Annotated in this window: 9 protein-coding genes; 2 read left to right on the top strand and 7 right to left on the bottom strand. The window is 45.0% G+C overall.

Features of this window, described 5'->3' with window-relative positions:
- Positions 1-207 precede the first annotated feature (207 nt).
- Together E2R66_RS06240 and E2R66_RS06235 are read left to right on the top strand one after the other, a co-directional pair.
- Positions 208-1473: a nucleoside permease gene (locus E2R66_RS06240; protein ID WP_133227759.1), complete on the top strand. Its 1266-nt coding sequence runs from the start codon at positions 208-210 to the stop codon at positions 1471-1473.
- 84 nt (positions 1474-1557) lie between these two features.
- Positions 1558-2673 (top strand): DUF3667 domain-containing protein, encoded by a 1116-nt coding sequence (locus E2R66_RS06235; RefSeq protein WP_133227761.1) that lies wholly within the window; start codon positions 1558-1560, stop codon positions 2671-2673.
- 39 nt (positions 2674-2712) lie between these two features.
- On the opposite strand, the gene E2R66_RS06230 is transcribed toward E2R66_RS06235, so the two are convergent.
- The 7 genes from E2R66_RS06230 to E2R66_RS06200 form a co-directional block, all read right to left on the bottom strand.
- Positions 2713-4473, bottom strand: a complete 1761-nt coding sequence (locus E2R66_RS06230) for a glycoside hydrolase family 9 protein (RefSeq protein ID WP_133227763.1) — start codon at positions 4471-4473, stop codon at positions 2713-2715.
- A gap of 361 nt (positions 4474-4834) precedes the next feature.
- Complete coding sequence (locus E2R66_RS06225) at positions 4835-5434, bottom strand: porin family protein (RefSeq protein WP_133227765.1); 600 nt, start codon at positions 5432-5434, stop codon at positions 4835-4837.
- Positions 5435-5611: 177 nt separating this feature from the next.
- Entirely contained in the window at positions 5612-6952 is a 1341-nt protein-coding gene (locus E2R66_RS06220) for a TolC family protein (protein WP_133227767.1), read from the bottom strand.
- 13 nt (positions 6953-6965) lie between these two features.
- The gene (locus E2R66_RS06215; RefSeq protein WP_133227769.1) at positions 6966-7643 is read right to left on the bottom strand and encodes an ABC transporter ATP-binding protein; all 678 of its coding nucleotides are present in this window, start codon (positions 7641-7643) and stop codon (positions 6966-6968) included.
- A 343-nt stretch (positions 7644-7986) separates the two neighbouring features.
- Positions 7987-10392 carry an FtsX-like permease family protein gene (locus E2R66_RS06210; protein WP_133227771.1) on the bottom strand — a complete coding sequence of 802 codons (2406 nt, stop codon included), beginning with the start codon at positions 10390-10392 and terminating at the stop codon, positions 7987-7989.
- Between the two features lie 178 nt (positions 10393-10570).
- A complete protein-coding gene (locus tag E2R66_RS06205) occupies positions 10571-12982 on the bottom strand; it encodes an ABC transporter permease (protein WP_133227773.1) in 2412 nt (803 codons plus the stop codon).
- Positions 12983-13094: 112 nt separating this feature from the next.
- Positions 13095-15521 (bottom strand): ABC transporter permease, encoded by a 2427-nt coding sequence (locus E2R66_RS06200; protein WP_133227775.1) that lies wholly within the window; start codon positions 15519-15521, stop codon positions 13095-13097.
- Between the last annotated feature and the right edge of the window lie 40 nt (positions 15522-15561).

The following is a 15561-nucleotide window of genomic DNA, read 5'->3' as shown; positions in this document are numbered from 1 at the left end:
CTTCCTTATTTGGCATCAATTCGCACCGCGCATTCCGTTAACCTCATTAAGCAACCTTACTACGGCAAATACATGGGTATTATTCACCTGTTCCTATTTGATTATACAACTAAAAATAGGCTTACCCGTTTTATACTGTCCCATAATTTCAGTACTTTCCGCTTTTGAATTAAACATTTTACTCATACTGATCTTAAACTGTGCTATATGAATATTAAGTTCCGCTTAATGCTGATGAATTTTATGCAATTCTTCATTTGGGGGGCCTGGCTGCTTACTATCGGAGCCTATTGGTTCCAAAATAAAAATTGGTCGGGAGCACAATTCGGAGCAATTTTTTCTACCATGGGTATTGCATCCATCTTTATGCCTACCCTTACCGGAATACTATCAGACCGGTTTATAAATGCCGAAAAACTTTATGGCATTATGCATTTATTAGGCGCGTGTACGCTGTGTGCGCTGCCTATGGTTACAAACCCTACCACTTTTTTTTGGGTAATGTTACTCAACATGGCCTTTTACATGCCTACGCTATCGCTATCAATTACCGTTGCTTATTCCGCACTGAAAAGCCAGAATATCGATGTTGTAAAAGATTATCCACCAATACGTACAATGGGTACAGTCGGCTTTATTATAGCCTTGTGGACGGTTAGTTATACTGATAATGAAACGTCAGCAAATCAATTTTATATAGCAGCTGCAGTAGCCGCAGGTTTGGGTATCTATTCGTTTACATTACCTAAGTGCCCCCCACTTTTAAGCAAAGCATCTGCAACCACTAAAACCTTTGCGCAAACGTTTGGTTTAAATGCTTTTTCGCTGTTCAGGTCGCCTAGGTTTGCCATATTCTTTGCTTTTTCGCTTTTGTTGGGCGCGGCATTGCAATTAACTAATGCTTACGGCGACACGTATTTACATGACTTTAAGAAGGTTGTAGCATACCAACATTTATATGCAGTAAGACGCCCTGCGTTTATCATGTCCATCAGCCAGATATCAGAAACATTGTTCATTCTGGCAATACCTTTCTTCCTGCGCAAATTTGGTATCAAGTATGTGATGCTGTTCAGCATGATAGCTTGGGTGCTGCGTTTCGGCTTGTTCGCTTTTGGCGACCCTGCCGGCGGTTTATGGATGATTGTGCTCTCTTGCATCGTTTATGGTATGGCTTTCGATTTCTTTAATATTTCCGGTTCGTTGTTTGTTGAAACGCAAGCGGCACCCGAAATACGCGGTAGCGCACAAGGTTTGTTTATGATGATGGTAAACGGATTTGGTGCCTTCTTCGGCAGTAACATAAGCGGGTGGTTGATAGATAGGTATTTTATCTTACCAAACGGCGAAAAAGACTGGCACAATATCTGGCTGTCTTTCGCTGGTTATGCATTGGTAATCGCCATCATCTTCCCGTTTGTTTTCAGGTATAAGCATAACGCCGCTTTAAAACACGCTATAGAACACGCGTAATCCGGCGGAAAGAGTCAATAAACCAAGATACAAGAACCAAGAAAATCAGATTGGTTAGCTTAAACCCTACCTTAACAATAAGCTATGAAAAAGCACTACCGCCACGAAACGGATTGCCTCAACTGCGGTACTGAATTACAGGGCCACTTTTGCCACGTTTGCGGGCAGGAAAACCTGGAGATGAAAGAAAGCTTCGGCCACATGCTTAACCATGCCATAAGCGATTACTTCCACTTCGATTACCAGTTTTTCCATACCCTGAAACCCTTGTTTGCCAAACCCGGCAAGCTTACGGTTGATTACCTGGCAGGTCGCAGGATGCAGTACCTGCACCCTGTTAAGATGTATATTTTTATCAGTTTAGTATTCTTCGTGCTGTTCTTTCAGTTAAACGGCACAAACGGCGTTTACATAACAGAGGGAAAAGAAAACGGGGTGCATCAACTAAAAGACACCATCAAAACCAGCCTGCTTACCGATATCGATAACGACAGCAGCCTAAGCCCTGAAGAAAAAAAGCGGGCAAAAGCTGTAGTAGCTCCCTACCTACCCGCTTCATCGCAAAAAGCTGATACCGCGAAGCATAAAACGGGTAAACCTGAGTTAAATAAAGACGAAGACAGTGGTGACGAGGGCAATTTTACCACTTACCTGGGCGATAAAGATGCCAAAAACTACGATGAATATCTTGCTAACCAAAGTAAGTTAGCCTCCGCAGAACGCGACGGTTTTTTTACCAGCTACTTGAAAAAGAAAAGCTTCGATTGGAAAAACCATGGCAAAAATGCGCAGGAAATATTGATAGAAAGCATAAAACACAACCTGCCCAAAGTGATGTTCGTGATATTACCGCTGTTTGCCCTGATCTTGAAAGTAGCATTCCGGAGAAACCATAAGCTGTACGTTGAACATATTATCTATTCTATACATCTGCATTGCTTTCTATTTCTGTTCCTTACCCTAACGCTCCTCATCCAGGCGGTAATGCCCAACAGCATCGAAAAAGCTGTTGGCGACTGGCTACAACTGGTAACTTTAGGCGTTTTTGCCTGGTATATTTATCGCTCATTAAGAGTGGTTTACCAACGGAGCCGCTGGCGCACGGTTAGCAAAATGATAGGCGTATCAATCATGTATTTCCTTACCTCTATCTGCTGTTTCTTTATATTTCTGGTCATCATTGCGCTTACATCGGTTTAATCGACTACCATCAGCGAGGGGCGGAATTATACCTTGTCTTCAATGCAGTTTCTTTTGCAGGGCTTGTATGGCATTAGCCAGATAGGCCAGAGGTGCATTCCAATTAATGGCAATTTCGTTGGAGGCATAGGCCTGGTCGTCATCTATGTAGGCTTCATCCGGAAAAAGCGAGGGCAGCTGTATCTTATCCTGCATCCCCGGATTTGGGCCGCCTGCCAATAAGCCGGGGATAGGATCCACCACTCCATCTGCAATAGAAGGCCGGTGATGTGGATGCATAGTGGACTTACTGCCAAAGCCGGTAACGTAGCTGTAGCCCGTGCCGTTACGGCCAAGGATATAATCGAGGTTGGCGAGGGCATAGTCCAGGTATTTTCTATCTCCGGATAGCTTGTATGCCTTTATCAGCAACACGCCCTGGTTGGCAGCATTACTGTTGCTACCCCAGTTAAAGTTCACTTTCGATTTTGTCATTACTGTTTGGTAAGCGTTGTTGGCGGCGCTATCAATAAAAATATCCGCCATATTTAACAGCCGCGTTCTTATCTCCTTTATTTCTGGATGATTGGCCGCATCTATTCCGGAGTTTTGCGCGAGCGAGTAGTAACCCAGCAATTTCACGTTTGCCCAGGAAGGCACTCTTGCTAATTCACCTTTGCTCAATGTTATCTTGTTAAAGTAATCGTCCTTACCTGTAGCAAGGTATAATTCGGAAGCCGCCCAAAAAAACTCATCGCCTACATTCCTGTCTCCATAAGTGCCCGTAACCACCGCCGGTTTAAATTCCCGGTTCATGGCATCCTGGTTATAAATCACCACCGGGTTTTTCTCTGCCCAGGTCCAGGCATACTCCGATGCTTTGATACACGAATCTGCCAGTCCCGGCAATTGCTTGGGGAATTTTTTGAGTATTCGCGAAGCCTGCGCCATTACAGCAGCAAAATCCAACGTAGCGGCGGTGCTTTTTTGTACTATATAGCGGGCTGAATCGGCCTTATCGGGCATAATCATCCCATCGAAACGGGCGTTGGTGAGTTTGTGGTAAACGCCACCATCGTTAGGGTCCTGCATGGTGAGCATCCAGCGCAGGTTCCATAATACCTCATCCAGCACATCGGGTATTTGGTTTTGGCTTTCTGGGATATTCAGCTTTACGGTGTTCATGTACTCCGGAAAATCTTCGTACAATGAAAGCAACGTAGCCATAGTGATGCCGCTATTTACAATGTATTTATTGTAATCGCCTGCATCGTACCAACCTCGTGGTGAAGAAATAACAAACCCTGCCGGGCGTTTCTCCGATGCTGCCGAGGAATGCACAAACACCTTATCATCGGGATGCCCGGCCGCTCTGTACCATTTGCCGGCATATTGCACATCTAACTGTATCGACGCGCGCTGATAATAAAAAGCCTTGATACTGCCATCGGCCACAGGTTGAAGCACGTTAGGCTTAATTTGAAACTCATAGGAGTTGCCCAGGCCTTCCACCTCTATAAAATACCTTCCGGGCTTGTCGAACGCGGAAAAATCGGCACTAAAGGTGTAAGCACCAGAAAAAGCAGGCTGCGAATTGGGGATTAACTGACCTGTAAACCAGGTTTTTCCTTTCAGATCCTTAATCAGGAAATCAGTCTTTTTTGTCGCAACAACAATGGCCACCTTAGGTGATACCGGGTAAAAGCCCACCTGATTTAAACGGATTCGGCTTTTGGCGTTCGTTATTGGGGTTTGTGCGTTAAGGCATAAGTGTAACAGGCATAAGGCTATTATCAAAACGCCAATTCTTCGGTGTAGCATACTGCAATGTGTTTTTATAAAGGTAACGCCCGCAGATAATGGATTATAATACTTTATTAACTAATCGGGCTGTTTTTTGGGGAGGAGTGTTCGAAACATCGGGTAACTGCGTCGCGAGTGGACTCACCTGTCTGCCGACAGGCAGGTCCGGTCTTTGTTTCGCAAAGAGGGTGAAGCTGCTTTTTTTTCCATACCCTCTTTAACGAAGTTAGAGAGGGTCGACGCCCGCGCATGCGGGCCGTCGGGGTGAGTCAATATGCGAGCGACAAGTAATGAGTTAGAAAGTTTCGAACTCGCAAGGAGTATCCCACGAAAAAGGCCCGTACAAATTATGCACAGGCCCATATAATATCGGTGAGATTTACAAAAAGCTGTAGCCCAGGCTTAAATTAAACAGGCTTACGCGTGTTTTTATATTAGTAGAGCCATCAATGTACGTTTGTTTGCTTAAACCAGCTTCATAGCGCAGATCTATCGATATTTTTTGGATGTCTACCCCGGCACCTACCGTCCAGGCAAAGTTAGAATCCTTGTAGTCGAACTTAACTGCCTGACCGGCAGCGTTAAAAAAATTCTTGTCTTTATTGATGGCAAAGGACAACAGCGGACCGGTATAAAAACGACCGCCAAACCCTAAAGCGCCAACTTTACCGCCAAAAAGCAAAGGAACATCTACACTGGTGAACTTTGCTTTAGTTGATGCGTTGTTACTTGTGTTAATATCCACATTCTTACTGGTAAGGTAAAGCTCGGGCTGAAAGTTGAACCCCAGGGCACCGAAACGGGCAAAGAAGCCGCCGAGGTAACCCGCGCGGTTATCGCTGCTTAACGAGCTGCTGCCCGATAAGCTGGTAAGGTTAGCACCGGCTTTAATACCAAACTGGAATTTTGGTAAAAGCTGTGCCTGACTCTTAAATGCAAATAACGACACGATGGATAATGTAAGTATTAACTTTTTCATTTAACTGCGGTTTTAGTGTTTAACATCGCAATATAGCTTTTGTGTTTAACAGTTGCCAGTAAAAAGCGGAAAAGGAGGAGTTGGAAATACCCGGTACGCCGTTGAAAATGGTGTACCGGGTACCGGGTCAATTCTGCGATAAATGTAATATAATTTGATATTACAATGCAAATTTTATTATAATGATAATTTACCCTGGTAATAATCTAAAATTTTGTTATAAATGTAAACTTCGTAGCGGGCGTTGATGAGGTTTATTTTTGCCCTGTCGAGGTTGTTTTTGGCCACCACGAAATCTACCGAGGTAAGCACGCCTGCGTTGAACCTGATTTCCGCCGTGCGAAACGATTCGGTGTAAGCTTTCACCTGGTCGGTAAGCACATTGTACTTATCATAGGCCGAAGTCATGTTGAGGTAAGCCTGCTCTACATTCTGCTTCAGCTGTACCTTGGTGGTTTGCTCCACATAGATATTGTTCTGCAACTGTATTTTGGCCAGGGCCACTTTGTTGCGATTTTGCATGTAGTTAAGGATAGGCATCCGTAAGCTTACGCCAAACTGCGTACCGTAGTTGTTTTTAAACTGATCATAATACCCTATGGTTTGCCCGTTAAGCTGCGCCGCGCTGGAGTAGTTGGTAGATATACCACTATACAAAGACACCGTTGGGAACAACGAACCTTTTGCAACGCTAACGCCTTTCTCGGCACTTTGGCGCCTTAAAATAGCCGCTTTGATGTAAGCCAGCTGATTTAGCGCGATGTCATACACCTGGTCGGCAGAGTTTGTGGTTTGTTTCGCCAAATCGTCGGCGTTGATAGGCTGCAAGGATATGTTTTCCCGATATGGGATATTGAGTATCTGCAGCAGGTTTAGCTTAGATGTTTTTAGGGTGGCGTTTGTAGTTACCACGTTCAATTGATTATCGCCGAAGGTGCCTTTAAGGTCATACAGATCCGACGGGAGCTTATTGGCTCCCTCCTTCTCCAGTATCTCTAAACGTTCCACTTGTTTTTTAGAAACATCCAGCTGGTTTTTCACCTGGTTGAACAGTTCAGTATTGTTCAGCACCAATAAATAGGCGGTGATAACATTGATGGTTATCTGGTCCTTTGCCTGTTGCAGATCCATTTTGCCGGCCTGGTAAGCCAATGAAGTTTGCTTGATGTTGTTAAGGTTCTGCAAGCCGCTGAACACGGTTAAGTCGCCGCTGAGGCTGTAATTACCCGATTTGAACGACTGCTTTACATAGGTATTGGTTGACGGGTCGATACCGCGACCGTTGTTTATGCTGTGGTCTACCTGGCCACTGATAGTCGGTAGCATAAATTCCTTGGCCTGGTTTGAATTTACCTGCGCAGTCGCCAGCGCCAGCTCGCTCTTCTTCACATCGAGGTTGTTCTTGATAGCTATATCGATGCATTGCTGCAGGGTAAGCGTTGTATCGGCCACCTGGCTGTGCGCCAGCGCCGGGATTAGTAGGGAAAGACTAAAAAGTAGGTATTTAAAGTATCGCATTTTGTGTTGTAGTTCAGAATTTTTTTGAAGATTCTACCCTTCCATCCAGCAGGTTAATAATGCGCGAACCATATTCCGCATTTTTTTCGGAGTGCGTTACCTGGATAATTGTAACGCCGTCTTCTTTGTTCAGCTTACGGAACAACTCCATAATCTCTTCGCCTTGTTTACTGTTGAGGTTACCGGTTGGCTCATCGGCCAAAAGCAGTTTGGGTTTGGCTATCAACGCGCGGGCAATACCCACCAATTGCTGCTGCCCGCCCGATAGTTGCGCCGGGAATAGGTCTTTTTTGCCAACGATGTTGAAACGATCGAGCATATCGGCTACCATAGCTTTGCGTTCGCTGCTTTTCACGTCCTGGTATATCAGCGGGGTTTCGATGTTTTCGTAAACGGTAAGCTCATCTATTAAGTGGTAAGCCTGAAAAACGAAGCCGATGTATTGTTTGTACAAAGCCGAGCGTTGTTTTTCCTTCATCTGATGAACAGGCTGATCTACGAAGTAATGGAACCCTGTAGATGGTTCATCTAACATGCCTATGATATTGAGCAAGGTAGATTTACCCGAACCCGATGGGCCCATGATAGATACGAACTCGCCTTCATCAACATCGAGGCTGATATCGTTGATCACATAATTTTTGTTGCCGCCAACCTGGTAATACTTTGAAATATGCTGTAGTGATAACATTTTAACTGGTTAAGATTAATGGATAATTGTTTACTGGTTGCAATTTCTTGATTTCATTTTGGCATTGAAGTATCAATAATATACCAAAGTCATAATATATTGATTATCAGTACATTATATTTAATTTTCAATCGTAATACTGTACGCTTATGTACAGCGTGCGTTCGGTAATGATACAGTCTTTGGAACAGAAACAAGACCGTTAGAAACAAGAAGCAAGACAACAGCAATCAAGACGGCCTTCTTGATTACTCACCTGAAACGGCCAAGAGCCGAGACGAATAACATCCCGGCTCTTGTTTTGCCTATTGATTCTTGGCTCTTGATTCTTGTCGTCTTGCTTCTATTCCGACCGCAAGCTCTTCACTGGGTTGCTTAAAGCAGCTTTTACCGATTGGTATCCCACCGTAATAAAGGCGATGACTATGGCCATCCCTCCTGCCAATGCAAACACCCACCAGGATATTTCTATGCGAAAGGCAAAATCCTGCAGCCATTCACTCATAGCATACCATGCTAATGGCGAGGATATCACCACGGCTATCAATACCAGCTTCAGGAAATCCGAAGAGATAAGGCCCACTATACTCATTACATTGGCACCCAATACCTTACGTATGCCAATCTCTTTTACCCTTTGCCGCGTGCTAAACACCGCCAAACCAAAAAGGCCCAGGCATGATATGAATACCGTAACCAGGGTGAAGGCTTTGAGGATAGCGCCTGTGCGCTGGTCAGTTTTGTACATGCCTTCAAATTCCTGATCCAAAAAGTGGTACTCGAAAGGTGCATCCGGGTAAAATTTATGCCACTGCGTTTCTACTGATGCAATAGTGCTTGCGGTGTTTTTACCTTCGGTTTTCACCAATAGCTTACCGAACCAATCATACTCGGGAAATACTACTAAAGGCTCTATTTTGCTATGTAGCGAGGTGAAATTAAAGTCTTTAGCCACAGCTTTTATGGTGCCCAGGCGACCGTTTAAGCCCATACGCTTGCCTATGGCTTGCGCCGGTTTCCAGCCCATGGCGGCCACGGCAGTTTCGTTTAGTATAAAGCTGTATTGGCGCAGGCTGTCTTTTTGTACCTGCTGCTCGTCGCCCAAATCAAGGTCGCGGCCGGCAACCAGGGTCATCCCCATGGTTTTAATAAAGCTGCGCTCCACAGGCGTAGCAGTTACCGGGAGGTTAAAATCCGATGATTTACCGTCGGCACTATTGATAGAGTATCCCCCCGTTACGTTAACCGGCGAATTGTAGGACGCAGTTGCGCCCGTAATGCCCGGCTGCTGCGCTATGGCGTTCTTAAAGGGTTCCAGTTTATTGTAAGGCATACCGCCGATATCCAGCACCATCACTTGTGAGCGGTCCATCCCCGTATTTAGGTTTTGCATGTACCTTAACTGGTTGCCCGCAATCAATGTGCTGATGATAAAGAAAACCGATACCACGAATTGGAATACCACCAGCGATTTGCGCAGGGTGTTCCCCCCCGCTGCGCCGGTAGATTTTGTTTTGAGTATCACAACAGGCTTAAAAGCCGATAGATACAAACTTGGATATGTACCCGCCAGTAAAGTAACGATGAAGAATAATCCAACAACTGCCGCCACCAGCCAGTCCAGATTCCAGGTATCGAAACTGAGCGATTGCCCGCTGAAATTGCTGAACGATGGGAAAGAGAGGCTTGCAAAAGCAACGCCAGCCAATAACGATACCAGCGTGATAATACCGGCTTCGGTAATAAACTGGAAGAACAATTGCTTGCGTTGCGCGCCCATTACTTTGCGCACGCCTATTTCTTTAGAGCGTTCGGCCGAGCGCGCGGTTACCAGGTTAAGGAAGTTAACGCAAGCCAACACTAACAGGATGACGGCGACAACACCAAGGATATAAATGTATTTGATATTACCCCCCGGCTCTAAGCCCCCTGCGGTAGAATACAGGTGAACCGAAGTCAACGGCTCAAGCGTGTACCATATTTTTTCGCCTGCGGCAACGTTACCCTTGAACAGGTTATCCAGGTAAGTATTTATCTTTTTCTCTGCCGATGCCCTGTCCGCGCCCGGTTTCAGTAACAGGTACGAGTAATCATTGGCAGAGTCCCATTGGCGGGTAAGCGACCGCGGCATCATGGCATAACTGCCAATCATGTCGAATTTTAACTGCGAATATTCGGGCACGTCTTCTACCACGCCGGTAACCATCATGTTATTGGTTTGATCTACCTTAAGTATCTTGCCGATAGGATCATCAGCACCGAAATACTTTTTTGCTGTAGAGGCAGTGATTACGATAGAAGATGAATTGCCGAACGCGTTCCTGGCATCGCCTGCTATAAATTTAAAATCGAATAGCTTGAAGAACGATTCGTCGGCCATCAGCACGTGCTTCTCTTTGAAAAGCTTATCGCCATATTGCACAACAGCAGGGCGCATATCCGAATAATCGACTATACGCACACCATCAGCAACCTCAGCTATTTGCTGTTTAAAAACCGGCACCGGCGCAGTTGGCGTTACCGCTACGCTATTTACCTCGGCCAGGTTTGGCGATTTATGATTTTGGATAATGCGTACGATACTATCTGCTTTCTTATGAAAGCGATCGTACCGCAGTTCGTTTATCAAATAAGTAGCTAACAGCAAAAAGCAGCATATGCCTACTGCCAGCCCAGCTACGCTAATGAATGATGTGGCTTTGTTTTGCAACAAGTTGCGCCACGCTGTTTTTAAGTAATTCTTTATCATAATTTTTTGATTTTTCGCGATATTTAGCTTTTTAGTGCTCAAGAGGGCTTCTCCGTTACACCGATTTTAAAATGATTCCACTGATTATCACCAATTTCACATTGATTATTTTTGTCTTCTTCGATTCCACCGATTTTCGATAATCTGCACATCTATAATTTGCATATCTGCACATCTATCACTCGCTCTTCAGGCTCTTTACCGGGTTTACCAGCGCTGCTTTTATCGACTGCATACTAATAGTTAAGAATGCAATGAGTGCTGCCGAGCCGCCGGCTAAAGCAAACACCCACCATTGTATGGTGATGTGATAGGCAAAGTCCTGCAGCCATTTATTCATAGCGTACCAGGCCAGCGGCGAAGCAATTATCACAGCTACTATGATGAGCCACAGGTAATCTTTAGCTATCAGGGTAACAATGCTGCTCACCCCTGCGCCCAGCACCTTGCGTATCCCAATCTCTTTTATGCGTTGCTCTACCGTAAAACTCACCAGGCCGAAAAGACCAAGGCATGCCAGGAATATGATGAGGACGCTAAAGCAAGAAAATAACTGCTGTAGTTTAAACTCGGCTTTGTATTGCTCGTCTACCTGGTCGCTCACCCAGCTATAGTCGAATGGTTTGTCGGGATAAAGCTGTTTGTAAAGTTTGTTCATAGCAGTGAGTACCTGTTTTTCGGTACCGGGGATAACCCTTACCAGCATGTAGCCATAACTGGGGTTACTTAATCCCATAATTAACGTTGGTTTTATTTTGGTGCGTAACGATTCGCTATAAAAATCCTTTACAACACCCACCGGCATACCTTTAAAACTTACGGGGGCATTCAATTTGGCGTTAAGCAAAGCCGCCGTATAAGATGTGATGATTAATGGCTGCACCGCCGCTTTATCTTTGGTTTGTTTACTGGTTCCGCCCATCACAGAATCTGCATCCATAACGTCGGTAGGTGTATTCGCATCAAGCAACCGGCCCGAACTAAGCTTTAATTTTAGCACGTCGCCCAAATCCGCATCCGCCTGTATAAAAAATACGTTCACCTTCTCGCCCTTTAACTCAATGGTTGTTGACATGTTACCGGCCCCGGCTGTTGGGTACCAATTGGTGATACTTGCATTTTTAACACCGGGTAATTGCTTCACCCCTTGTTTAAACACCTGTCCGGTTTTGCCCCAGTCGGTATAAGCGATATTAATGAGGTTGCTTTTATCGAAACCCAAATCCTTTGTACCCATAAAATCGAGCTGGTTATGCACAATTATGGTGACCAGTATAATAGCAACCGATATAGCAAATTGCCCCACAACCAATGCCTTCTTCAGGAAATTGAGCTGGATATGCCCGGATGACTTGCCCCTTAATATTACGCTGGGCTGCGGGCGCGATAAATACCAGGCCGGGTACAGACCTGTGCCAATGCTCACCACCAAAACAATGATAACTGTTGCCAGCAGGAATGCCGAGTTATACAAGCTTACCGTTAAAGAATGGCCTAAATAGCTTTCAACCGGTTTTATTAAGAATTGATAAAGCACAATGGCCAGCGCAAACGACATCAGGAAAAACAATACAGATTCGGAGAGAAAGCGCATCATCAGTTGGCCGGTACCTGCACCAAGCACTTTGCGCACGCCTGTTTCCTTTGCGCGGGTAAACACTCTGGATATGGTAAGGTTTACGAAGTTAATGCAAGCGATAAGTAGCAGAAAAACGGCGACCGCACTAAAAATATAAACGTTTTGCATGCTGCCCTGCACAGTTTGCCCGCCACCAAAATCCGACTTTAGGTAAACATCCTTCATTGGCTGAAATTGGAACAGGTAATCGGCTTTTTTAGGCACCACTGCTGCTTTGTACCAATTATTTACCTTGGCATTAAATGCGGCAACCGATGTACCATGTTTCAACAAGATGTATTGTGGCGTGAATGTAAAAACACCGTTGGGTTTTGGCATTTCATTATAACCTGTAGGGAACTCACTAAGGGTAATAATATCGGCCCGTAAGTGCGTGTTTTGAGGCAACTGATCCACCACGCCGGTAATAATGCAGGCCTTTTTTTCGCCATAATCGGGTACGGTATAAACAACTTTGCCTACAGGGCTTTGATTGGGGAAATATTGCTGCTGTATTTTCTTTGTGATGATCAGGTTAGTGTAACCTTTTACAAACTTTTGGGGGTTGCCCTGTATTACATTAAAATCAAGCACGTTCCAAAGAGTTGGTTCGGCATGTATGCTTTCTAACTTCACCCCTTCTCTAGCTTCACCCAGTCGTATCCTGTCTTTATAAACAGAAATGCGGCAGTAATCTGACACTTCCGGAAAATCTTTTTTTAGCGATGGGCCCAAACCCGAAAAGGTAACGGCCATCCGCTCCTCGCCTTTTACGCTCGTATTAAGCGATATTACGCGATAAATATCATCTGCTTTTGCCCATTGCTTGTCGTACGATAGCTCGTCTATCACAACAGCGGCAACAATTAAACAGGCCGTAAGCCCGGTAGTTAACCCGATGATATTGATAAGCGAATAAGCCTTATGTTTCCATATACTCCGCCAGGCTATTTTGAGGTTTGTTTTCAGCATTTAGTTTTTTTTTACATCGATTCCTTTGCGCACAGATTCAGTTTAATTTCTCAGATTCACATTAATTACATCAACCATCTGCACATCTGAAATTTGCACATCTGCACATCTATCACTCACTCTTCAAGCTCTTCACCGGGTTTACCAGTGCCGCTTTTACGGCCTTGTAGCCTACGGTAAGCCAGGCAATAGCTACCGACGACACTATGGCCAGTGCAAATATGCCACCGCTGAGCGGTATGCGGTACGCAAAATTCTGTAACCATTGCTGCATCAGGTACCAGGATAATGGTATGGCGATGATGAAAGCGATGGCTAACAGTATCATGAATTCTTTGGAGAACATCAGCACTATGCTGGTAACCGATGCGCCCAGCACTTTGCGCACGCCAACCTCTTTGGTGCGCTGTACCGCCATATACGATACCAGGCCATACAAGCCAAGGCAGGATATAAAAATGGCTATGCCTGCAAATATTTTATACACCAGTGCGAGCTGGTTCTCCTGCTCGTAAAACCTGGCTATGCCTTCATCAAAAAAGTAGCCGGTATAGGCGTATTCCGGGTAAGTTGTTTCCCACAGGGCCTTGATATCCGCAGCGGTTTTGTTGAGGTTGGCAGTGCGCATTTTCACTGCCGACAAATACGAATATTCCTTTTGGGTCAAAATAACAGTTGGCATAACAGCATCGCGCAGCGAATTGGTATTAAAATCGGCTACCACTCCGCATATCCTCAGCCAGCTTTTTCCGCCGCCCAGTTTAAAGGTTTTGCCCACTATATCGTCGGCATTTTTGATACCCAGCTTGTGCATCAACGTTTCGTTCACCACAACCTCGCGGCTGGTATCACTCTTTTCATAAGGCTTGCCGGCAACAAACTTAAACCCAAAGGTTTTGAAGTAGTCGGCATCGCCAAACTTCATGTACACGCCAAAAGTTCGGTCTTTTGTTGAATTATTGTAGTAAAAGTTCGAGCTCCATTTATTGTCTGAAGATGGTATATCTGACGCAAAAGTAACCGACTTTACGTTGGGGTTTTGCAGTAAGCGTTGCTTAAAAGGTTCTATTTTTGCCAGGCTGATGCTATCCGTATAGCCCGGCAACACCAGTACAGCACTTTTATCGAAACCCAAATCGGCTTCGTTCACAAAATTCATTTGCTTTACAGCCACTACGGTACCTACAATAAGCAATTGCGCGATAACGAACTGGCCCACAACCAAAGCCCTGCGCAAAGGTATGCCGCCAACCGAGGCTGCCGTAATTTTATTTTTAATGGCCAAAATAGGTTTAAAACCTGATACTACTAAGGCCGGGTAAATTCCCGATAACAGAATAACGGTAACCGTGGTAGCCACCAGGAACAATACGGTACCGACATTGAATAGGCCGATATCCTCTGGCACATTGGCGATATTTTTGAGGTAAGGCAGCCCTATTTTGGCTATAACAATGGCAATAAATACCGAAAACAGGATGATAAGCGTAGTTTCGCCAATTACCTGTAATATGAGCTGCTTGCGGCTACTGCCCAACACCTTGCGGATACCCACTTCTTTTGACCGTCCCACCGATTGCGCAGTAGATAGGTTGATGAAGTTGATAGATGCCATAATGATAATAAGCACGCCGATAAAAGATAAGGTACGCAAGGTTGCTGCACTGGTAATATGATCACCGATAGTGTTGCCAAAGCGTGTATCGAAGTGCATATCTTTCAAAGCCTGCAGGAAGTGCACCCTGGTTACCTTGGTTTTATCGGACATTACTTTCGCGGTAAATGCAACTAATTGCTTGTCCATGGCAGCAGCCGTTAAGCCGGCAGGTAGCTCGGCAAATATCTGGTGGCTGCTACCGAGGGAATCCCAACTATCACTATAATGATAGTTTTGGGGATGTTGTTTCCAGGTGACATAAGATACCACTACTCTAAACACCAGATCGCTATTCTTGGGCGAGTCTTCTAACACACCGGCTACTTTTAGGGTCAGCAGGTTATCCATCCGCAAGGTTTTTCCCATGGCGTTCTTCCAATCGCCAAAGTATTTAATGGCCGTACTTTTGTTGATGACGACCATATTGGGTTGCTTCAGCACGCTCTTATCGCCCGATAGCCAGTCGGCATGGAAAATATCGAAAATCTGCGGCTCCATAAAGAACACGCCAAAGCCCTCGGTAAATTTCTTATCGTCGGCGGCGTTCGTAGGGTCAGTGCCGGGCACAGTAACCTGGCTGCCGTAACTGGAGTTTAGCGCGGCAAATTTTACCTGCGGGAAATCGATACGTAAGGCATCTGTAGCCGGTACAGATATACCCGGATTATAGGTATTGCCATCCTCACCTATTTGTTGGGTAACTACATGGTAAATGCTTTTATAATTGCTAAAATTGGTGTTGAAGCTAAGCTCGAACTGGAGGATAACGAATATGAGCAAGCAAGCTGCTACGCCCACGCTTAAGCCCGCAATATTTATGAAGGAATAGCCCTTATGACGGATAATATTACGCCAGGCTATTTTAAAGTAGTTTTTTAACATAAGGCCGATTTTGGCCTAACAAAGTTAAAAGCTATACCAA

This window comes from Mucilaginibacter psychrotolerans, from assembly GCF_004519315.1.
GTDB classification, from domain to species: Bacteria; Bacteroidota; Bacteroidia; order Sphingobacteriales; family Sphingobacteriaceae; genus Mucilaginibacter; species Mucilaginibacter psychrotolerans.
The sequence above is the reverse complement of the archived record's forward strand: the minus strand, read 5'-3'. Positions and strand labels throughout refer to the sequence as shown.